Here is a 19,628-nt window from a genome sequence, read left to right on the forward strand (position 1 = left end):
CGGAAGCCACGGTCGCTATCGACGGATCACGCGCTTCCTGGTGTCGGAAGGGTATTCTCCGTACGTGGTCTTATAGACTGCCGAAAACCGGCCGAAATGAAAGAAGCCCCATTTGAGGCAGATGGCCTTCATCGTCTCCTTGCTCTCGGGATCGAGCAGATCCTGGCGCGCGGCGCGCAGCCGAAGCGTCAGCAGATAGGCGGCGGGAGAGGTTCCCCTGAATGCACGAAAACCGGTTTCGAGCGCCCGGCCGGATACGCCGGCCGCTTCGGCCACCTTCGGCATGGTGATCGGCTGATCGATATTGGCGTGCATGAATTCGATCGCCCTGCGGACGTGGCGGGGGGCGATCAAGGCGGGGCCATGCTCCAGGAAATGCGACAGCCGGTGCGGCACCAGGCGCACGACCAGATCGGCCAGCGCCTGCGTCATATGCGCCATGGCGATCGGCGACTGCAGCAAGGGGCCATCGTCGCGCATGCCCGAGATGATCGTTTCCGTGAGATTGCTGATAAGGCGGCCTTCCGGCCTGGACAGATCCAGTTCGGGCAGCAGGTCGAGGGAGCCGCTGAACGGCATCTCGAAAGTCTGGCCGATCGTCTGGAGGATGACAGGCCAGTTGATCAGCAATTCATCGATGACGTTCGATTGCCCGTGCATGATGACGCTGTCGGGCTCGAAATTGTTATAAAGAAGCAATTTTCCCTGTCCGGCCTCGGCGATGCGGGACCCATAGGCCACGCCCATGCCGCCGCTGCGCGGCACGACAATCGACAGATACTCCGACGTATCGACGGTCGGCTCGATATTGAACTGAAACTCCGCCTCGTGATAACCCGTAAGCAGGACGGCTTTGTCACAGACGGAGAAATCCAGTCCCCAATGGAAGTCCTTGGCGCGGCCGACGGGCTCGGCATCAAATGCGCCAAAAGCGCCGCCCAGCGTTTCGACCATGTTGTCGAAGGACGAACCACTAAATCGAAACGAAAATGGGGCAGTGCTATTGTCTGTCATGCTGCTCCCACTGTTCGATGCGGCTGCTTCGGCATGCGCTCCTCCACCGCTCGCAAGTGCCAGCGCGACGCGCGGCCGGCGCGGGTGTCGGATTGGTGCACGTGCCTCTGCCAGTCTTGCCGGTCGCCATGGGTGGTCGTCCTGCGCCGCGGCGGTTCATCAGAGCCCGCAGACGGGAATGGATGAGCGGAGCTTGGAGGTATATTAGACGATTGTTGGATAAAGTGCAGCAGCTTGCAGCGGAGTAGGTGGTTCTCTGCGTGATATCGGCATCGAGATCAGAGGCGTGCGGCAGCTGACGCAGGCCGATTTTTGGCGTTGCAGGCGTCAAAAAGTCCAACCTCCTGAACGCATTGTCGATCGTCCCATCCAGCGCAGAATTGTCGCCCAGACGACAGGAGCTGACAGAACCTGCCGGAATAGGCAAGACGTCACGCTGCCGGTTATGGTGATAACGCGCTGAAAAAACGATTACGCTAAAGGAGTGATTTTACAGCTATATCCTCCACGCCACAGATTTACCCGCGGCGATCTTGCCGAGATGCGCATCATCTGAAGTCTATGGAGAACGCCCCATTCGAAGCCGCGCAGTCGCCTGCCGAAGGTTCTTAGTGGACCGCTTAAAGAGGGCCTTCGGCAGGCGACAGGCATGCAGGCATACGCACGGGATGGAGTGCGTATGTATGATCCCTTCCATCCTGTTGGGGGTGATGGGATGGACGGGTTTGGCTTTGGGACCGCAAACCATCATGGTCTTGGTCGGGTTTCATTTTACGGTTTCTCAGCTATGGAGCAATTGTCGGGTCCCGATATTGTCGGCCAACCGGCTTTTCGTGACGCAGTCTGGACTGATCTTGCGCAAAATGTATACGCAAGCACTTGCTTGAAAGCCGCCTGTCTTTCGCAACGAGCTGCCGAAAGTGGACAGAGATTTATGATCTCTCATCGAGCCCAACGATGGGAACTTCGGCATGATGCCGCCGCGCGCGATGCGTTCGGTTCTTCGAGCTGAGCATGATTTTCTCACTCAAGGCAACAAGCGACGGATCGCTTCCAAACGGACGCACGTGCAGCTTCAAAGTGCGACCGAGAGGGCACTATCGCGCCGGGGAGCCACCTCCTGCGAGTTCACCATCGCGCCCGCGAGCTGGCGGAAAGTGACAAGCCCCAATGCTTCCCCGGATGGTGAAACCACCCTGGCATCGTCGTGCGCCGCTGCTGCCAGAATCCGGACGGCATCTTCGACGGTTGTGCCTGATGCGATCGTCAATCCCCCCGGCGCCGCACCGGAATGCAGGGGTGTCATGACGGCATCGATCTGGATGACCCGGCCTCGATTGACCTCCTTGACGAAGTTGGCGATGTAGGCGTCGGCCGGACGCAGAACGATGTCCTGGCTGGTGCCCTGCTGGATGACTTCGCCATCGCGCAGGATCGCAATCTGGTCGCCCAGCCGAAGGGCTTCGTCGAGATCGTGGGTGATGAAAACGATGGTTTTCTTGATCTCTTTTTGAATGTCGAGAAGGACCGTCTGCATATCCGTCCGGATCAATGGATCGAGCGCCGAATAGGCCTCGTCCATCAGCAGAACCGGCGCATCGTTCGAGAGGGCTCGCGCCAGCCCAACGCGCTGCTGCATGCCTCCCGATAGCTGGTTGGGATATTTGCTCTCGAAGCCCTTCAAGCCGACCCGCTCCAGCCAGCCCATGGCGACATCGACGGCTTTCGAGCGCTCCATGCCCTGCACTTCGAGGCCGAAGATGGTATTGTCGAGAACATTCCGGTGCGGCAGAAGCGCGAACTTCTGAAACACCATTGCCGTCTGGTGCCGGCGAAACGTCCGCAATTCGGTCTCGTTCATTTTCACCACATCGACGCCGTCGACAAGCACTTCACCGGCGGTTGGATCGATCAGACGGTTGATGTGGCGGATGAGCGTCGATTTGCCCGAACCCGAAAGGCCCATGATGACCTGGATGCGGCCCGAGGGTATCTCGACATTGATATCTTTCAGGCCGAGCACGTGGCCGTGCTTTTCGTTGAGCTCGGTCTTCGACAATCCCTTTTTGACGGCGTCGACATGAGCGCCGGGATTGGGACCGAAGATCTTGTAGAGATGGCGGATCTTGATGCCGCCGAAACGTTGATCAGCCATGGACGATCTCCCGATGCTTCTGGAGCCGTTTGCCATACGCCTGGCTGACCCGGTCGAAGATGATGGCAATGCCGACGATGGCAAGGCCGTTGAAAATACCCAGGGTGAAGTACTGGTTGGCGATGGCCTTCAGAACCGGCTGGCCAAGGCCCTGGACGCCGATCATCGAAGCAACGACGACCATGGCAAGCGCCATCATGATAGTCTGGTTGATGCCGGCCATAATGGTGGGAAGCGCCAGCGGCAGCTGGACCTTGAACAGCTTCTGCGAACTCGACGTTCCGAACGCATCGGCTGCCTCGAGCACGTCCTTGTCGACCAGGCGGATGCCGAGGTCGGTCAGCCTTATCATCGGCGGGATGGCGTAGATGACGACGGCAATCAGTCCCGGCACCTTGCCGATGCCGAGCAGCATGACGACAGGGATCAGATAGACGAAGCTCGGCATGGTCTGCATGACGTCGAGGATCGGATTGATAACGCGCTGCAGCCGGTCGGAACGCGCCATCAATATCCCCATCGGAATGCCGATGGCGATGGAGAGCACGGTACAGACGAAGATCATCGAGACCGTCCGCATCGTATCGTCCCACATGTCGAAATAGCCGATCAGCAGCAGCGTGACGAGACAGCCGAGGACGATCTTCAGGCTGCGGCTCGCAAACCATGCGATGACAAGGATGATTGCCGTAATGATCGGCCACGGCGTCTGCGTCATGAAGCGGTCGGCGGCGATCAGGAAATGCTGCAGCGGGGAGAAGAGGCTTTCGATCGCGTCGCCGTAGCTGCGGGTAAATGCGCGAAAACCGTCATCGATCGCCTTCTTCAGATTGCGAAGGGCGTCGTCATCCATATGCGGGAATTTATAAAACCATTCCATTCGGTTCCCCTTTTCTTCAAAGAGCCGTGGCAGTCTTTTTGATTTTATCGGCAGCGAGAGGCGGTGCGCATTAAGCGCACCGCAGTAGTCGGCGTTAAAGAGCAGCTTCGATCTTCGTGGCTGCCTCAGGCGAAACCCACTTGGTCCAGAGGTCCTTGTTTTCTTTGAGGAAGTGCTTGGCACCGTCCTCGCCGGTCGCCTGGTTGTCGGTCATCCAGGCCATGAGCTTGTTGACCGTTTCGTTGCTCCAGGAGCGCTTCGTCAGGTAGTCCATGACTTCAGGGCCGACCTTTTCCGAGAAAGGCTTTGCAACGAGGGTGACGATCTTGTCGACCGGCCATGCATTCGGCTTCGGATCGGGGCAATCGGCGACGGTATTGCAGCGCTTCCATTCGGCGGCGTCGTTCGGCACGCCGGCTTCCAGCTTAACCATCTCATACTTGCCGAGCAGAGCGGTCGGCGCCCAGTAATAGCCGGCCCAGCCTTCCTTGCGTTCGTAGGCCTTGGAGATCGAACCATCGAGGCCGGCAGCCGAGCCGGTATCGACGAGGGTGAAGCCGGCCTTGTCGGCTTCGAAGGCCTTGTAGAGCTGCGTGGTCACCACGGTGCCGCCCCAGCCCTGCGGTCCGTTGTAGATCGCGCCCTTCTTCGGATCCTCGGGAGCGGGGAAGAGTTCCGGATGTTTCAGCACGTCGCCGATGGTCTTGATATCAGGATGGGCATCGGCCAGATATTTGGGAATCCACCAGCCCTGCACGCCGCCATCGGGCAGCGGAGAGCCGACCTGGACGATCCGGCCTTCTTCCGTTCCTTTCTTGACGACATCGGGCAGCAGGTCGATCCATGCTTCCGGCGCGATATCAGGCTGGCCCTTTTCGGCCATCGAGGTAATCGTCGGGACGGTATCGCCGACGGTGATTTCGGCCTCACAGCCATAACCTTCGTTCAGGATGAACTTGTCGAGGTTGGAGAGAACCTCTGCACTCTGCCAGTTCATGCTGGCGATGGTGACAGTGCCGCATTCGGCGGCGCTGGCGAAAGACGCCCCGCCGATCAGGCCGAACGTCAGACATGTCGATGCGAATAGTTTTTTCATTCTCGTTCCCTCTGTTTAGCGGCCGGTTTTGCTGAGCGGGGCGCCGCAGGACCCGCTCCAACGGTTGTCAGGAAGCGTCTCCCATACTCACCGATTTCTTGAATGCCGCGGATAGTCCTGCCGCAACCGAAGCGTCGAACCCCGCAGCGCGCATGCCTTCGATGGCTGCCGCAGTGGTTCCGCGATAGCCGACAAAGGTTTGAACGGCATCGTCAGGAGATTCGTCTTGGCGCTCCAGCAGGCGGCCGGCGCCCGTGATCACCGTGTTGACGGCGCGGCGCGCAATCTCCGCCGGCAGGCCATTTGCGACGGCGTCGCGCATCATGGCGGCCGCGAGCAGCGCCGGGAATGCCGGTCCAGACCCGGAAAGGCCGGTGAGGTAATCGATGTCGCTTTCCCTTGCGACCTCGTCCCCGGATCCGCATGCCTGAAAAATCGCGCGGACAAGCGCCCGGTCGTCTTCGGTCATATCGCTCGCGCCAATCCACGGCGTATAGGACTTGGCCAATTCGGCGGCGGCATTGGGCAAAGCGCGGACGACGCGCCCGGTATTGTGGCGCTCGGAAAGTGCGTCCAGGCGGATGCCCGCCATGACCGAGATGACCAGCTTGCCGCCGGCATCGACATCAAGAGCACGCCAGTCATCAGGACGGACGGAGAGAAGGATCACGTCCGAACGGTCGGCAAGCGCCTGATTGTCGGTGGTCAGGAAAGAATTCGGGAAACGGCGCGGCTGCTCGCTGCGATAGGAGAGCGAGAGATTTCGAGGTTCGACCAGGCCGGCATCAAGGATCGAGCCGGCGATTGCTCCGCCAAGCCAGCCTCCGCCGCCAATGATGCCGATCCTCAAGGAAGCGCTCATCCGGCTCTCCCTAACCCGGCCTGTAGCCATGCCGCGAGAAGAAGCGATCGAGCTCCCTCTGCTGCGGCACTTCGCCGGTGTAGATCGCGATATATTCGGGGATCCGTTTCATGCGGACGGCGAGTTCCTCCCTGGCTTGCATGGAGATGTATCCGATCTGCACGAGGTAAGTTGTTCGCGCTCGGACATCTGATGTCGCTTCTGGTAGCCCGAAGCGAATAAACATGCGCTTGAGGGCTTCCAGGCGAAGCTGATCGGCTTGCCGGACCTCGGCGAGAATCTCGTCGGACTGCAGCGCCCAGCTGCGCACGGCGAATTCGAACCTGGCGTCGAACAGATCATTGTTGAGCCAGCAGTCGAAGACGTTGAGCATCGCCTCGGCAAGCGATTCCGCATAGGCTTCGGACTGCTTGACGATGTTGCCGGTGTTTTTGTCGCGCCACCGCGCCACGAGCCCGGCCAGCAGTTCCTCCCGGTCCTTGAAGAACCAGTAGAAACTCGTGCGCGAGAGGTTGAGCTTCTTTGCCAGCGGCAGAATTTTCACCGAATCCACGCCGGAATCCAGCAGCGAGTGGTATGCTGCTTCCAGCCATCCCTCCTGTGATCCGCGCCAGCCTGTGTCATTCAGAGCCTGATCCATGGATTATCTCCTATCAAATTGTGAAGCTGCGTACAAGAAAAATGTACATCAGTGTCGAAAACAGCGACCAGGCTGTTTTCAATGTTGACACATATGTACATTGTGCTTAGCGTCTCCTCTGATGTTTTTAATCCGGAACCACGGCCCATGTCGAACGATCCCCTTCTTCAGCCCTACCAGCTCAAGCATTTGACGCTGCGTAACCGTATTATCGTGACCTCCCACGAGCCCGCTTATCCGGAAGACGGCATGCCGAAGGAGAGGTATCGCGCCTATACGGTGGAGCGGGCAAAGGGCGGCGTGGCCTTGACGATGACGGCCGGCTCGGCCGCGGTCTCCAGAGACAGCCCGCCGGTCTTTAACAACCTGCTCGCCTACAAGGACGAAATCGTGCCCTGGATCAGGGAAATGACCGACGCCGTGCATGAAGAGGGTGCGGCGATCATGATCCAGCTCACCCATCTCGGCCGGCGCACACGCTGGGACAAGGGCGACTGGCTGCCGGTCGTGGCGCCGTCGCATCATCGCGAGGCTTCCCACCGCTCCTTCCCGAAGAAGATGGAAGATTGGGACATCGAGCGCATCATCAAGGATTTTGCCGACGCTGCCGAGCGCATGAAGGCGGGCGGCATGGACGGCGTCGAGCTGGAAGCCTATGGTCACCTGATCGACCAGTTCACGTCTCCGCTCACCAACGAGCTCGACGGTCCCTATGGCGGCTCGCTCGACAACCGTTTGCGTTTCTGCTTCGATGTCTTCAAGGCGATCCGGCAAAGAGTGGGGAACGACTTCATTCTGGGTGTGCGCTACACCGCCGACGAATGTCTTCCCGGCGGCACCGGCAAGGGCGACGGCATCGAAATCTCCAGGCGCCTGAAGGAGAGCGGCCTGATCGATTACCTGAACGTGATCCGCGGTCACATCGATACCGATGCTGGTCTGACCGACGTGATCCCGATCCAGGGTATGGCGAATTCACCGCATCTCGATTTCGCCGGCGAAATTCGCGCCGCAACCAACTTCCCGACCTTCCATGCGGCGAAAATCCCTGACGTCGCCACCGCACGCCACGCGATTGCCTCCGGCAAGGTCGACATGGTCGGCATGACCCGCGCCCACATGACCGACCCGCACATCGTCCGCAAAATCATCGAGAAGCGCGAAGACGATATTCGTCCCTGCGTCGGCGCCAATTACTGTCTCGATCGCATCTACCAGGGCGGGGCCGCCTTCTGTATCCACAATGCCGCCACCGGCCGCGAACTGACCATGCCGCATATCGTGGCGAGGGCCGAGGCGAAGAAGAAGGTCGTCATCGTCGGCGCCGGCCCGGCCGGTCTGGAAGCGGCGCGCGTCGCCGGAGAACGCGGCCATGAGGTCGTGGTTTTCGAGGCGGCGAGCAACCCCGGCGGTCAGATCCGGCTCACCGCCCAGAGCGAGCGCCGCAGGGAAATGATCAGCATCATCGACTGGCGCATGAGCCAGTGCGAGAAATACGACGTCACCTTCCACTTCAACACCTGGGCGGAAGCCGATACCATCGAGGCCGAGAATCCCGATGTCGTGATCATCGCGACCGGCGGCCTGCCGCATACCGAGGTTCTCGCGAGCGGCAACGAGCTGGTGGTTTCTTCATGGGACATCATCTCCGGCGACGTGAAGCCTGGAACCAATGTGTTGATCTTCGACGACGCCGGCGATCATGCCGGCCTGCAGGCGGCGGAGTTTCTCGCCAAGGCCGGCGCCAAGGTCGAGATCATGACCCCGGACCGGTCCTTCGCGCCCGAGGTCATGGCCATGAACCTGGTGCCCTATATGCGGTCTCTTCAGAAGCATGACGTGACCTTCACCGTCACCTATCGTCTCGAAGCCGTCGAGAAGAGCGGCAACCAGCTCGTCGCCCATGTCGGCAGCGATTACGGCGGGATTGCCAGGCAGCACAGCTTCGACCAGATCGTCGTCAATCATGGAACCATTCCGCTCGACGAGCTCTATTTCGAACTGAAGCCCAGCTCGAGCAATCTCGGCGAGATGTCGCACGATCAGCTTCTTTCCGGAGAACCTCAGTCCGTCATTCGCAATCCTGATGGCAAGTTTCAGCTGTTCCGGATCGGCGATGCGGTCGCCGCACGCAACACGCATGCCGCCGTCTATGACGGGTTGCGCATTGCGAAAGATATCTGATCGCAAGAGCGGACCGCTTGCCAGCCGATCGTCTCGGGAGGTGATGACATGAGTTTACGCAATGAAAGCCTGCAGATTTTCCTCGATGCGGCTTTCGTGGCTTTCGACCAGTTCGCCAAGGCCCCGGAAGCCCGCCGCTCGATCCGTCAGATTTTTGCGGCGCTGGAGCGCACGGGGGCTGCGCGCGTGGGGGAGGGAAGCCGGTTGCCCGTTTGCGCTCAGCTTGATGTGGCGCTCTCGATCGATACGGCCTATCCTTCGCTGACGCGATTGATCGACGGGTTCAAAGGTATCGAGCCAATGCTTGAATGGCGTCGGCGCAGCAAGTATGACCACACGGCCAGCGACAATTTTGTCGGTGGGCATGCCAATGCGATGATCATCGGCCCGGGAGGATTGGAGGAGCGGAGCGACCTATGGATCGGCGTGACGTTGATGGCGCCTCAGGTGCGCTATCCCGACCACGTTCATGCGCCAGAGGAGGTCTACCTCGTACTATCCGAGGGAGAGTTCCAGCAGGGGGAAGGGGAGTGGTTTTCGCCCGGCATCGGCGGATCCTTCTACAATGTCCCCGACATCAAGCATGCTATGAGGTCGCTCGACACGCCGCTCTTCGCCTTCTGGGCATTACTTGCCGAACGGCCAGCAGTTTAGAAATAAAGGGGGGTTGCCCATGAAGATACTCGTCCCAGTCAAACGGGTTGTCGACTACAACGTGAAGATCCGGGTGAAGCCGGATGGCACGGGTGTCGAGCTTGCCAATGTGAAGATGTCGATGAACCCGTTCGACGAGATCTCGGTGGAAGAGGCGCTGCGGCTGAAGGAAGCCGGCAAGTGCGAGGAAGTGGTGGTCGTCTCGATCGGTCCGGCCAAGGCCGAGGAGACGCTGAGGACCGCCCTTGCCATGGGCGCCGACCGGGCGATCCTGGTCGAGACCGACGATCAGATCGAGCCGCTCACAGTGGCCAAGATCTTGAAGGCTGTCGCCGATGCCGAACAACCGGGCCTCATCATCGTCGGCAAGCAGGCGATCGATGACGACAGCAACCAGACCGGCCAGATGCTGGCGGCACTGATGGGAGTTGCCCAGGCGACCTTCGCCTCGAAGATCGAGATCGGCGATGGAAAAGCAATCGTCACCCGCGAAGTCGATGGCGGCCTGCAGACGATCGAGATCAAGCTGCCGGCGGTCGTGACCACCGATCTGCGCTTGAACGAACCGCGTTATGCCTCGCTGCCGAATATCATGAAGGCGAAGAAGAAGCCGCTCGACAAGAAGAGCCCTGATGATTTCGGTGTCGACACCACGCCGCGCCTCAAGGTGTTGAAGACCGAGGAGCCGTCGGGCCGCAAGGCCGGCGTCAAGGTCAAGTCGGTCGCCGAACTGATCGACAAGCTCAAAAACGAAGCCGGCGTGCTGTAATCAGCTTGGAACAGGAGCCATCATCATGACTATTCTTCTTCTGGCTGACCACGACAATGCCAGCCTGTCCGATCAGACCGCCAAGGCGCTGACGGCTGCCGCAAAGATCGCCAAGGAACAGGCAAGCGATATTCACATCCTCGTCGCCGGCAAGGCTGCCAAGCCTGCTGCCGAACAAGCGGCAAAACTTGCCGGCGTCTCCAAGGTGCTGCTGGCCGAAAGCGACGAACTGGCCAACAATCTGGCCGAGCCGCTGGCCGACCTGATCGTCTCACTCTCCGGCAGCTACGACACGATCCTGTCTGCTGCCACCTCGGTCGGCAAGAATGTGCTGCCGCGGGTGGCCGCCCTCCTCGATGTCGCCCAGGTCTCGGAGATCATCGAGGTGATCTCGTCCGACACCTTCAAGCGGCCGATCTATGCCGGCAATGCCATCCAGACGGTTCAGGCGAGCGATGCCAAGAAGGTGATCACCGTGCGCACCGCCTCCTTCGCCTCCGCACCGGAGGGAGGTTCGGCCACGGTCGAGGCGATCCCGGCGGTTTCCGATCCGGGGCTTTCGACCTTCGTCGGCGATGCGCTGTCGGCCTCCGACCGGCCGGAGCTGACCTCGGCGAAGATCATCATCTCCGGCGGCCGGGCGCTCGGCTCGGCCGAGAAGTTCAAGGAAGTCATCCTGCCGCTTGCCGACAGGCTCGGCGCTGCCGTCGGCGCATCGAGAGCTGCCGTCGATGCGGGTTATGCGCCGAACGACTGGCAGGTCGGCCAGACCGGCAAGGTGGTGGCGCCGCAGCTCTACATTGCCTGCGGCATTTCAGGCGCCATCCAGCATCTGGCCGGCATGAAGGATTCGAAGGTGATCGTTGCCATCAACAAGGACGAAGAGGCGCCGATCTTCCAGGTCGCCGACTATGGCCTCGTCGCCGATCTCTTCGACGCCCTGCCGGAATTGCAAAAGGCGCTCTAACCGGGGAGACCGAACGTGGCGCGCGTCGTGGGACGTCCAATCAAACCTGGTGCCGACCTTCTTCTCAACGATGACGAGAAGCCGGCATACATACGGCTGCACGACATCGGCAGAGAGCGGCGCTCTCGGCCGCTGCAGGAATTCCTCAATGATGTCGGCGGCCTGATGCTGTCGGCGGAGGCTCCCGCCGTCGCAAGTTTCGTCGCGGGCAAGGTTCTCCAGAGGCTGCTCAAGACCGGCAAGGTGCGTCCGGAGGGCGGGCCTCTTCCCGGCGCGCCCGAAGGGCTGGAAGACGCCATCGGCCATCTTGCAAAATCGGGGCGGAAATACGAGGCGATCGCCGGCCAGTTCCAGAGTCTCGCCGATAAGCTGCTCTGGAGACGCGGCCGCTCCGGTCCGTTCGCAAGCCTGAATTTTGGCAATACGCATTCCCATGCGGTCTTGGTCGGTCCCGGCGGCATGGAGGAACGCGCCGATCTCAGGGTCGGCGTGATCTACATGGATCGCTATACAAGATTCCCCGATCATGTTCAGACGCAGCCCCGCGCTTTCATTCTGCTTTCGCCGGGCGAAATCCGCCTTGGCGATTCCGAGTGGTTCTCCGCCGGTATCGGCACGGTCTTTGCGAACGACGCCGGGCAATCCTTCGCGATAAGATGCACAGCCCGGCCACTCCTCGCAGTCTGGTGTCAGGTTGAGCCGGAGAAGTGACGGTCGTCGGCAGGACGAACATGAGATGATCGAAAGCCCGAAGGCGAGAGCATGAAATCTCGGCGGTGACGGGCGAAGCAGGTCGGTGGGAAGCCGGTCTATCCGAATATGCAGCATCAGAATTTGATTTAAGAGGAAGGATATCAAAATGGACGTTCGCGCCGCCGTTGCCGTTCAGGCAGGAAAACCGCTCGAAGTGATGACCGTGCAGCTGGAAGGGCCGCGGGCCGGCGAAGTGCTGGTGGAGGTCAAGGCGACGGGCATCTGCCACACCGATGATTTCACCCTGTCGGGCGCCGATCCGGAAGGCCTCTTCCCGGCGATCCTCGGCCATGAGGGTGCCGGCATCGTCGTCGATGTCGGCCCCGGCGTCACCTCAGTGAAGAAGGGCGACCACGTCATTCCGCTCTACACCCCGGAATGCCGCGAATGCTATTCCTGCACCTCGCGCAAGACCAATCTCTGCACCTCGATCCGCGCCACCCAGGGCCAGGGCGTGATGCCGGACGGCACCTCGCGCTTCTCGATCGGCAAGGACAAAATCCATCACTATATGGGCTGCTCGACCTTTTCGAACTTCACCGTGCTACCGGAGATCGCCCTTGCCAAGGTCAATCCCGACGCGCCGTTCGACAAGATCTGCTACATCGGCTGCGGCGTCACCACCGGCATCGGTGCGGTCATCAACACCGCCAAGGTGGAGATGGGCGCGACGGCCATCGTCTTCGGGCTCGGCGGTATCGGCCTCAACGTTCTGCAGGGCCTGCGTCTGGCCGGTGCCGACATGATCATCGGCGTCGATATCAACCCTGACCGCAAGGCCTGGGGCGAGAAGTTCGGCATGACGCATTTCGTCAATCCGAAGGAGGTCGGTGACGACATCGTGCCCTATCTCGTCAATCTGACCAAGCGCCACGGCGACCTGATCGGCGGCGCCGACTACACGTTCGACTGCACCGGCAACACCAAGGTGATGCGCCAGGCGCTGGAAGCGAGCCACCGCGGCTGGGGCAAGTCCATTATCATCGGCGTTGCCGGCGCCGGCCAGGAAATCTCCACCCGTCCGTTCCAACTGGTTACCGGCCGCAACTGGATGGGCACCGCCTTTGGTGGCGCGCGCGGCCGCACCGACGTGCCGAAGATCGTCGACTGGTACATGCAAGGCAAGATCCAGATCGATCCGATGATCACCCACACCATGCCGCTCGAAGACATCAACAACGGCTTCGAGCTGATGCACAAGGGCGAAAGCATCCGCGGCGTGGTCGTGTACTGAGCCATGAAGACGATCTCGACCGAAAATTCGCATGGCGGCACCCAGGGCGTTTACGTCGACCGCTCGGATGTCTGCGACTGCGACATGACCTTTGCGGTATTCCTGCCGCCGCAGGCCAAAGCACGCAAGCTGCCGGTTCTATGGTACCTTTCCGGTCTGACCTGCACCCATGCCAACGTCATGGAAAAGGGCGAGTATCGGCGTCTTGCCGCAGAACTCGGCATGATCGTCGTCTGCCCCGACACCAGCCCGCGGGGCGACGCCGTCCCGGACGAACCTGATAATTGGCAGTTCGGCAAGGGGGCCGGCTTCTACGTCGACGCCACCGAGCCGCCATTCGCACAGAACTATCGGATGTACAGCTACGTCGTCGATGAATTGCCGAAGCTTATCGCGGCCGAGTTTCCGGTCGACATGGACCGACAAGGCATCTTCGGTCACTCGATGGGCGGACATGGCGCGATCACGATTTCGCTCAAGAACCCCGAACGCTTCCGCAGCTGCTCGGCCTTCGCGCCGATCAGCCATCCCTCGGTCTCCGGCTGGTCAAAGCCGGCATTCCGGAAATACCTTGGATCGGATGAAAGCCGCTGGCGGGCATATGATGCCTGCTCGCTGATCGAAGACGGGCACCGGTTCCCGGAATTCCTCGTCGACCAAGGGACGGCGGATAGCTTCATGGAGGATGGATTGCGCCCCGAAGAGCTCAGGCAGGCCTGCGAGACGGCCGGCATCAGCCTGCGGCTTCGCATGCAGGAAGGCTACGGCCACTCCTACTTCTTCATTTCGACATTCATGGAAGACCATCTGCGCTGGCACGCGCGGAGATTGGGAGACTGATTGCAGAGCTTGGCCGGGCATATCGCAAACGGCCCAGAAGGGGAGGAGAAACCCATGACCAGCATAGCCATACATCCGGCAGTGGATTCAGGCTTTCGGGCGACAGACGCTGCTTTCGCAGGCGGGACGCTCGTCTGCAAGTGCGCCAGCAACCCCGTGAAGGTCAGGATCAAGAGCGATATCGCCCACAATCACGCCTGCGGCTGCACGAAGTGCTGGAAGCCAGACGGCGCAGTCTTTTCGGTCGTGGCCGTCGCTCCGACCGAAAGCGTCGAGGTGCTGGAGAATAACGACAAGCTCGCCGTCGTCGATTCCGGAGCCTTGATCCAGCGACACGCCTGCAAGGAGTGCGGCGTTCATATGTATGGGCCGGTCGTGCGCGAACATCCGTTCCAGGGATTGTCGTTCGTCCATCCGGAACGCTTTCAGGAAAGCGGCTGGGCGAAGCCGGGCTTTGCAGCCTTCGTGTCGTCAATCATCGAAAGCGGTTTCGCGCCTGCAAAGATGGACGCCGTCAGAACGCAGCTGAAGGCGTCGGGCCTCGAGCCTTACGATTGCCTAAACCCTGGCCTTATGGACTATATCGCAACCTGGATGGCCAAGAAGAGCGGCGTCCTGGCCGCGTGATCAAGCCGGGGAGCGCCAGATCGGCGCTCCCCGACAAAACCGCCGCTATCTGGATATCGAGATACTCCATGATGGCCGCACACCGCTGGTTTGCCGGCGGCCGGGCTTGCGAAGCCTGATGGTCAACGTCGATGCGCACTGCATCAACCTCGACTGCAGAGAAATCCTCACCGACCTGCCACGATAATCCGCTTGGAAAGAAACTCCTCGATGGCCGCCGCCGCAGAGCGCCGATCATGGGCAGCGCTTTGAAATGGCGCTCGACATGCACCGGCATGCCTCCGGCCGGCGCATTGTATATTTCACGAATACTAATTGTGTACGCAGAGTACACAATATTTGACTCCTTTGGGAAGGCGTGCCATCTTCACGGCGTAGAGCAACGAGCGGCGGAGAGCGACGATGGCAAAGACACCCAAGAGCAATCTCTACGAAGACCTGAAGCGGCAGATTCTGACGATGGAGTTGGATCCGGACGCCGATCTGGACGAGGCCAGTCTGAGCGAAAAATACGGCCTCTCCCGAACTCCGGTCCGCGACATATTTCGTCGCCTTGCCGGTGAGGGCTATATCGATATCCGCGAGAACAGGGGTGCGCGGGTCATCCCGATGAACCATTCCACTCTGCGGAATTTCTTTCTCGTTGCGCCGATGATCTACGCGGCAATAGGCCGTCTCGCCGTGCAGAACTTCAAGCCTACTCAGCTTTCAGACCTGAAGCAGACCCAGGAGCGGTTCCGCGCCGCCAGCGAGAACATGGACCCTCTGGCGATGGTTCTCGAGAACAACCGCTTTCACGAAATTTTCGGCGAGATGTCGGGCAACTTCTATCTGCAGCCGAGTCTCGGCCGGCTGCTCATCGACCACGCGCGTATCGGCCACACCTTCTTCCGGCCGAGGAACGAGGACATGAAGCGGAGGCTTCAAGTGGCTGTCGGCCATCACGACAGCTTCATCGATGCACTCGGCGCTCACGACGAGAATGCCGTCGTCGACCTCGTCTTCGAACACTGGGAATTGTCCCGCGAGAACATGGAAATGTTCATCGCCCCGCAAGGCCTCAAGGCGGACGCCTTCCTCGGCGGTCCCGCCACGCAAATATTGGAGAAATCGTCGTGAAGTTTGACGGGATCTATACACCGGCGGTGACGCCGCTTGATCAAAATGGCCAGATCGACAGGGCTGGATTTGCCGCCGTGCTCGAGTCGCTGATCGAGGCGGGCGTCCACGGCATCATCGTCGGCGGCTCGACGGGTGAATACTACGCCCAGAGCAGCCAGGAGCGTTTCGGGCTCGCGGCCTATGCGAAAGACGTGATCGGTACGCGACTGCCGCTCATTATCGGAACCGGCGCCACGCGGACCGAAGATTCGGTCGAATTCGCCAAGGCGGCGAAGGAAATCGGCGCGGATGCGATCCTGGTGTCGTCGCCGCCATACGCGCTGCCGACCGAGCGCGAGAATGCGGTCCACGCCCTGACCGTCGACCGGGCGGCGAACCTGCCGATCATGCTCTACAACTATCCGGCCCGCATGGGCGTGGTGATGGGCGAGGAGTATTTCTCCCGCCTCGGCAAGTCCAGGAACGTGATCGCCATCAAGGAAAGCTCCGGCGACATGGGAAATCTTCACCTGCTCGCCCGGAAGTTTCCACACATCGCGCTGTCCTGCGGCTGGGACGACCAGGCGCTCGAATTCTTCGCATGGGGCGCGAAGAGCTGGGTCTGCGCCGGCTCCAATTTCCTCCCGCGCGAGCATGTCGCCCTCTACGAAGCCTGCGTCCTCCAAAAGAACTTCGACAAGGGCCGCGCGATCATGACGGCGATGCTGCCGCTCATGGATTTCCTGGAATGCGGCAAGTTCGTCCAATCGATCAAGCACGGATGCGAGTTGATCGGGCTGAATGTCGGATCGGTCCGCGCGCCGCTGCGTCCGCTCAACTCCGAAGAAAAGCGAACCCTTCAGACCGTCGTCGCCACATTGAAGCGCACGGTCGCCCAGATCACGTCGGGAGCCAATCATGCATGAACCCTTGACCGTCGCCGAATACAAGGCGATCGCCGCCGAGCTTCAGTTTCCGACGAATGCTTTCATCGATGGCGCATTTCGTCCGGCAAATTCCGGCAAGACTTTCACCTCCACGAACCCTGCGACGGGCGAAGTCCTTGCTGAAATCGCCGCCTGTGATGCCAGCGACGTCGATTTCGCCGTAATGAAGGCGAAGGGCGCGTTCGACGATGGACGCTGGCGGCTGCGCTCGCCGGGCGAGCGCAAGGAAGTGCTTCTCAAGCTCGCCAAGCTCATGGAGCAGAACAGGCATGAGCTCGCCGTCTTGGAAAGCCTCGATAGCGGCAAGCCGGTGCGCGAATGCCAGACGGTCGATGTTCCCGATACCATTCATACGATCCGCTGGCATGCCGAACTGATCGACAAGCTCTATGACAACACCGCTCCGGTCGGCGCCAACGCGCTGACGATGATCGTGCGCGAACCCATCGGCGTCGTCGGATGCGTGCTTCCGTGGAATTTTCCGCTTCTGATGCTGGCCTGGAAGATCGGCCCGGCGCTTGCGGCCGGCTGCTCGGTCATCGTCAAGCCGGCGCAGGAAACAACGCTCACCACGCTGCGCGTCGCCGAGCTTGCCCATGAGGCAGGCATTCCGGCGGGCGTCTTCAATGTCGTCACCGGCAGCGGCAAGGATGTCGGCGAGCCAGTCGGCCTGCACATGGATGTCGATATGGTGGCCTTCACCGGATCGACGCCGACCGGCCGCCGTTTCTTGCGTTATGCCGCGGACTCGAACCTCAAGAAAGTCGTGCTCGAATGCGGCGGCAAGAACCCCGCGGTCGTTCTCGACGATGCCGAAGACCTGGACCTCGTTGCCGAGCAGGTCGTCAACGGCGCATTCTGGAACATGGGCGAAAACTGCTCGGCCACGTCGCGTCTCATCGTTCATTCCAAGGTCAAGGATGAGCTGATGAAGCGCATCGGCGCCTATATGCGCGAATGGAAGACCGGCGATCCGCTCGATCCTGAAAACCGCATCGGTGCGCTCGTCAGCAAAGCTCATTTCGAGAAGGTGAAATCCTTCCTCGACGACGCCAAGACGGAGAAGCTGTCGGTCGCCCACGGCGGCGAAACCTATAACGGCATCTTCATCGAGCCGACCGTGGTCGATGGCGTGACGCCTGCCAGCCGCCTCTTCCAGGAAGAGATCTTCGGGCCGGTGCTTTCGGTGACCACCTTCAATTCGCTCGCCGAGGCGATCGCTCTTGCCAACGATACGAATTACGGCCTGACGGCATCGGTCTATACCGGCAGCCTGAGAAACGCGATCAAGCTCTCGCGTGAGATCCGTGCCGGCGTCGTCACGGTCAATTGCTTCGGCGAAGGAGACGCCACCACGCCGTTCGGCGGCTACAAGGAGTCCGGCTTCGGCGGCCGCGACAAGTCGGTCTTCGCCCACGACAATTATTGCGAACTGAAGACCATCTGGATCGATGTCTCGGAACGTTCGGTCGACGAGACGATCCGATGACCCACCATGTGATCAAGCGTCTGCCGATCGACACCGGCGTTTCGGGATGGGAGGCGATCAGCGAACGCGCCTTTCCCGCAACGGCGCTTGAGCACGACATTAGGGCGGACTGGCTGATCGTCGGCGGGGGATTTGCCGGCCTATCGGCTGCCCGCCGCCTCTCGCAGTTGCGCCCTCAGGACAAGATCGTTCTCCTCGAGGCCCGCGAAGTCGCGAAGGGTCCGGCCGGGAGGAATTCCGGCTTCATGATCGATGTGCCGCACAATCTCTCTTCCGGTGAGTATTCGGTTGACGACGAAGAGGCGACCAAGGACGAGATCAGGCAGAACCGTCTGGCGATTTCCTTCGCAGCCGATGTCGCAGCCGAATACGGCCTGACGAGGGAAACCTTCGATCCGGCGGGCAAGGTGAATGCCGCGGCCTCCGACCGGGGGCTCGGACTCAACGACAATTACAGGAAATCGCTCGAAAGGATTGGAGAGGAGCATCGTGTTCTCGACGCCGATCAGATGCGGGAGATGACGGGCTCGCGCTATTATCGCGGCGGGCTCTATACGCCGGGCGCGGTGATGATCCAGCCCGCCGACTATATCCGCGGGCTGGCGCGGGGACTGAGCCCAAAGGTCGCCATCCACGAGCACTCGCCGGTGTTGGAGCTGTCGCGCGAGGGCCGGTCCTGGAAGGCGAAGGCCGGCCGCGGATCGGTTTCGGCGCCGAAGGTCATTCTGGGCGTGAATGGCCATATTCAAAGCTTCGGCCAGTTCCGCGGGCGGCTGATGCACATCTTCACCTATGCGTCGATGACGTCGGCCTTTTCGCAGAACGAATTCGGCGGCGATGTGACCGGCGCAGATCGCTGGGCGCTGCTGCCGGCCGACCCGATGGGAGCGACGGTCAGAAAGATCACCACCGATGGTCGTTCGCGGATCGTCATCAGAACCAGGTTCACCTACGACCCGAGCCTTCAAGTGTCGGAGAAGCGCGTCGCCGGCGTGGCGGCCGAACAGCGCCGGTCGTTCGACGCTCGCTTCCCCGGACTGGAAAGCCTGCCGATGGAATATAGCTGGGCGGGAGCGCTCTGCCTCAGCCGAAACCATGTGCCGGCATTCGGCGAGGTCGAAGAGGGGCTTTTTTCCGCCTGCTGCGAGAATGGTCTCGGCACGGTCAAGAGCACGCTTGCGGGAATGATGGCGGCCGATTTCGCGACAGGAACCGCAAGCCCCGAACTCGACAAATACAAGAACCAGCCGGAACCGGTGAGATTGCCGCCCGAGCCCATCGCGTGGCTCGGCGTCAACTCGGTCATCCGCCTACAGGAATTGCGTGCAGGCCGCGAGGGATGATCCCTCGGCCCGCGCAATGTGAAGCTGCCCGCTCGCAGACTTCAATGAGAATGGGAACGTAAAACAGGAGTAA

The 19,628-nt window shown here is 60.8% G+C and carries 18 protein-coding genes; 12 read left to right on the forward strand and 6 right to left on the reverse strand.

The window, feature by feature from the left end; all coding sequences use genetic code 11:
• Positions 1 to 15 precede the first annotated feature (15 nt).
• From V8P77_RS25665 to V8P77_RS25690, 6 genes are all read right to left on the reverse strand, one after another.
• The gene (locus V8P77_RS25665; protein WP_335914757.1) at positions 16 to 1,014 is read right to left on the reverse strand and encodes a helix-turn-helix transcriptional regulator; all 999 of its coding nucleotides are present in this window, start codon (positions 1,012 to 1,014) and stop codon (positions 16 to 18) included.
• Positions 1,015 to 2,089: 1,075 nt separating this feature from the next.
• Complete coding sequence (locus V8P77_RS25670) at positions 2,090 to 3,169, reverse strand: quaternary amine ABC transporter ATP-binding protein (RefSeq protein WP_335914758.1); 1,080 nt, start codon at positions 3,167 to 3,169, stop codon at positions 2,090 to 2,092.
• Entirely contained in the window at positions 3,162 to 4,049 is an 888-nt protein-coding gene (locus V8P77_RS25675) for an ABC transporter permease (protein ID WP_064246514.1), read from the reverse strand. Before V8P77_RS25675 ends, V8P77_RS25670 begins: the two co-directional genes overlap by 8 nt.
• Before the next feature lie 94 nt (positions 4,050 to 4,143).
• Positions 4,144 to 5,145, reverse strand: a complete 1,002-nt coding sequence (locus V8P77_RS25680; protein ID WP_020047352.1) for an ABC transporter substrate-binding protein — start codon at positions 5,143 to 5,145, stop codon at positions 4,144 to 4,146.
• A 67-nt stretch (positions 5,146 to 5,212) separates the two neighbouring features.
• Positions 5,213 to 6,007, reverse strand: a complete 795-nt coding sequence (locus V8P77_RS25685) for a pyrroline-5-carboxylate reductase family protein (protein ID WP_335914759.1) — start codon at positions 6,005 to 6,007, stop codon at positions 5,213 to 5,215.
• A gap of 10 nt (positions 6,008 to 6,017) precedes the next feature.
• Complete coding sequence (locus V8P77_RS25690; protein WP_003562222.1) at positions 6,018 to 6,647, reverse strand: TetR/AcrR family transcriptional regulator; 630 nt, start codon at positions 6,645 to 6,647, stop codon at positions 6,018 to 6,020.
• A 147-nt stretch (positions 6,648 to 6,794) separates the two neighbouring features.
• Between V8P77_RS25690 and V8P77_RS25695 the strand changes: the two genes are divergently transcribed.
• From V8P77_RS25695 to V8P77_RS25750, 12 genes are all read left to right on the forward strand, one after another.
• Positions 6,795 to 8,831: an oxidoreductase gene (locus V8P77_RS25695; protein WP_335914762.1), complete on the forward strand. Its 2,037-nt coding sequence runs from the start codon at positions 6,795 to 6,797 to the stop codon at positions 8,829 to 8,831.
• 48 nt (positions 8,832 to 8,879) lie between these two features.
• Positions 8,880 to 9,485, forward strand: a complete 606-nt coding sequence (locus V8P77_RS25700; RefSeq protein WP_131641386.1) for a dimethylsulfoniopropionate lyase — start codon at positions 8,880 to 8,882, stop codon at positions 9,483 to 9,485.
• A gap of 19 nt (positions 9,486 to 9,504) precedes the next feature.
• A complete protein-coding gene (locus tag V8P77_RS25705) occupies positions 9,505 to 10,254 on the forward strand; it encodes an electron transfer flavoprotein subunit beta/FixA family protein (protein ID WP_335914763.1) in 750 nt (249 codons plus the stop codon).
• A 25-nt stretch (positions 10,255 to 10,279) separates the two neighbouring features.
• Positions 10,280 to 11,221: an electron transfer flavoprotein subunit alpha/FixB family protein gene (locus V8P77_RS25710; protein WP_335914764.1), complete on the forward strand. Its 942-nt coding sequence runs from the start codon at positions 10,280 to 10,282 to the stop codon at positions 11,219 to 11,221.
• A gap of 15 nt (positions 11,222 to 11,236) precedes the next feature.
• Positions 11,237 to 11,932 (forward strand): dimethylsulfonioproprionate lyase family protein, encoded by a 696-nt coding sequence (locus tag V8P77_RS25715; protein WP_335914765.1) that lies wholly within the window; start codon positions 11,237 to 11,239, stop codon positions 11,930 to 11,932.
• Positions 11,933 to 12,080: 148 nt separating this feature from the next.
• Entirely contained in the window at positions 12,081 to 13,208 is a 1,128-nt protein-coding gene (locus V8P77_RS25720; protein ID WP_335914766.1) for an S-(hydroxymethyl)glutathione dehydrogenase/class III alcohol dehydrogenase, read from the forward strand.
• Between the two features lie 3 nt (positions 13,209 to 13,211).
• Complete coding sequence (gene fghA / locus V8P77_RS25725) at positions 13,212 to 14,048, forward strand: S-formylglutathione hydrolase (protein ID WP_335914768.1); 837 nt, start codon at positions 13,212 to 13,214, stop codon at positions 14,046 to 14,048.
• Between the two features lie 54 nt (positions 14,049 to 14,102).
• Positions 14,103 to 14,675, forward strand: a complete 573-nt coding sequence (gene gfa, locus V8P77_RS25730) for an S-(hydroxymethyl)glutathione synthase (protein ID WP_335914769.1) — start codon at positions 14,103 to 14,105, stop codon at positions 14,673 to 14,675.
• Positions 14,676 to 15,077: 402 nt separating this feature from the next.
• The gene (locus V8P77_RS25735) at positions 15,078 to 15,794 is read left to right on the forward strand and encodes a GntR family transcriptional regulator (RefSeq protein ID WP_335914770.1); all 717 of its coding nucleotides are present in this window, start codon (positions 15,078 to 15,080) and stop codon (positions 15,792 to 15,794) included.
• Complete coding sequence (locus V8P77_RS25740) at positions 15,791 to 16,702, forward strand: dihydrodipicolinate synthase family protein (protein ID WP_335914771.1); 912 nt, start codon at positions 15,791 to 15,793, stop codon at positions 16,700 to 16,702. Before V8P77_RS25735 ends, V8P77_RS25740 begins: the two co-directional genes overlap by 4 nt.
• Positions 16,695 to 18,212: an aldehyde dehydrogenase gene (locus V8P77_RS25745; RefSeq protein ID WP_335914772.1), complete on the forward strand. Its 1,518-nt coding sequence runs from the start codon at positions 16,695 to 16,697 to the stop codon at positions 18,210 to 18,212. Before V8P77_RS25740 ends, V8P77_RS25745 begins: the two co-directional genes overlap by 8 nt.
• Complete coding sequence (locus V8P77_RS25750) at positions 18,209 to 19,555, forward strand: NAD(P)/FAD-dependent oxidoreductase (RefSeq protein ID WP_335914774.1); 1,347 nt, start codon at positions 18,209 to 18,211, stop codon at positions 19,553 to 19,555. Before V8P77_RS25745 ends, V8P77_RS25750 begins: the two co-directional genes overlap by 4 nt.
• Positions 19,556 to 19,628 lie beyond the last annotated feature (73 nt).

The organism is Rhizobium aouanii, from assembly GCF_037002925.1.
Lineage (GTDB): Bacteria > Pseudomonadota > Alphaproteobacteria > Rhizobiales > Rhizobiaceae > Rhizobium > Rhizobium aouanii.

What these genes read in the sequence shown, in the direction of transcription:
- V8P77_RS25665 (WP_335914757.1), bottom strand. Translation starts at nt 1,014, where the DNA reads ATGACAGACAATAGCACTGCCCCATTTTCGTTTCGATTTAGTGGTTCG.
- V8P77_RS25670 (WP_335914758.1), bottom strand. Translation starts at nt 3,169, where the DNA reads ATGGCTGATCAACGTTTCGGCGGCATCAAGATCCGCCATCTCTACAAG.
- V8P77_RS25675 (WP_064246514.1), bottom strand. Translation starts at nt 4,049, where the DNA reads ATGGAATGGTTTTATAAATTCCCGCATATGGATGACGACGCCCTTCGC.
- V8P77_RS25680 (WP_020047352.1), bottom strand. Translation starts at nt 5,145, where the DNA reads ATGAAAAAACTATTCGCATCGACATGTCTGACGTTCGGCCTGATCGGC.
- V8P77_RS25685 (WP_335914759.1), bottom strand. Translation starts at nt 6,007, where the DNA reads ATGAGCGCTTCCTTGAGGATCGGCATCATTGGCGGCGGAGGCTGGCTT.
- V8P77_RS25690 (WP_003562222.1), bottom strand. Translation starts at nt 6,647, where the DNA reads ATGGATCAGGCTCTGAATGACACAGGCTGGCGCGGATCACAGGAGGGA.
- V8P77_RS25695 (WP_335914762.1), top strand. Translation starts at nt 6,795, where the DNA reads ATGTCGAACGATCCCCTTCTTCAGCCCTACCAGCTCAAGCATTTGACG.
- V8P77_RS25700 (WP_131641386.1), top strand. Translation starts at nt 8,880, where the DNA reads ATGAGTTTACGCAATGAAAGCCTGCAGATTTTCCTCGATGCGGCTTTC.
- V8P77_RS25705 (WP_335914763.1), top strand. Translation starts at nt 9,505, where the DNA reads ATGAAGATACTCGTCCCAGTCAAACGGGTTGTCGACTACAACGTGAAG.
- V8P77_RS25710 (WP_335914764.1), top strand. Translation starts at nt 10,280, where the DNA reads ATGACTATTCTTCTTCTGGCTGACCACGACAATGCCAGCCTGTCCGAT.
- V8P77_RS25720 (WP_335914766.1), top strand. Translation starts at nt 12,081, where the DNA reads ATGGACGTTCGCGCCGCCGTTGCCGTTCAGGCAGGAAAACCGCTCGAA.
- fghA (WP_335914768.1), top strand. Translation starts at nt 13,212, where the DNA reads ATGAAGACGATCTCGACCGAAAATTCGCATGGCGGCACCCAGGGCGTT.
- gfa (WP_335914769.1), top strand. Translation starts at nt 14,103, where the DNA reads ATGACCAGCATAGCCATACATCCGGCAGTGGATTCAGGCTTTCGGGCG.
- V8P77_RS25735 (WP_335914770.1), top strand. Translation starts at nt 15,078, where the DNA reads ATGGCAAAGACACCCAAGAGCAATCTCTACGAAGACCTGAAGCGGCAG.
- V8P77_RS25745 (WP_335914772.1), top strand. Translation starts at nt 16,695, where the DNA reads ATGCATGAACCCTTGACCGTCGCCGAATACAAGGCGATCGCCGCCGAG.
- V8P77_RS25750 (WP_335914774.1), top strand. Translation starts at nt 18,209, where the DNA reads ATGACCCACCATGTGATCAAGCGTCTGCCGATCGACACCGGCGTTTCG.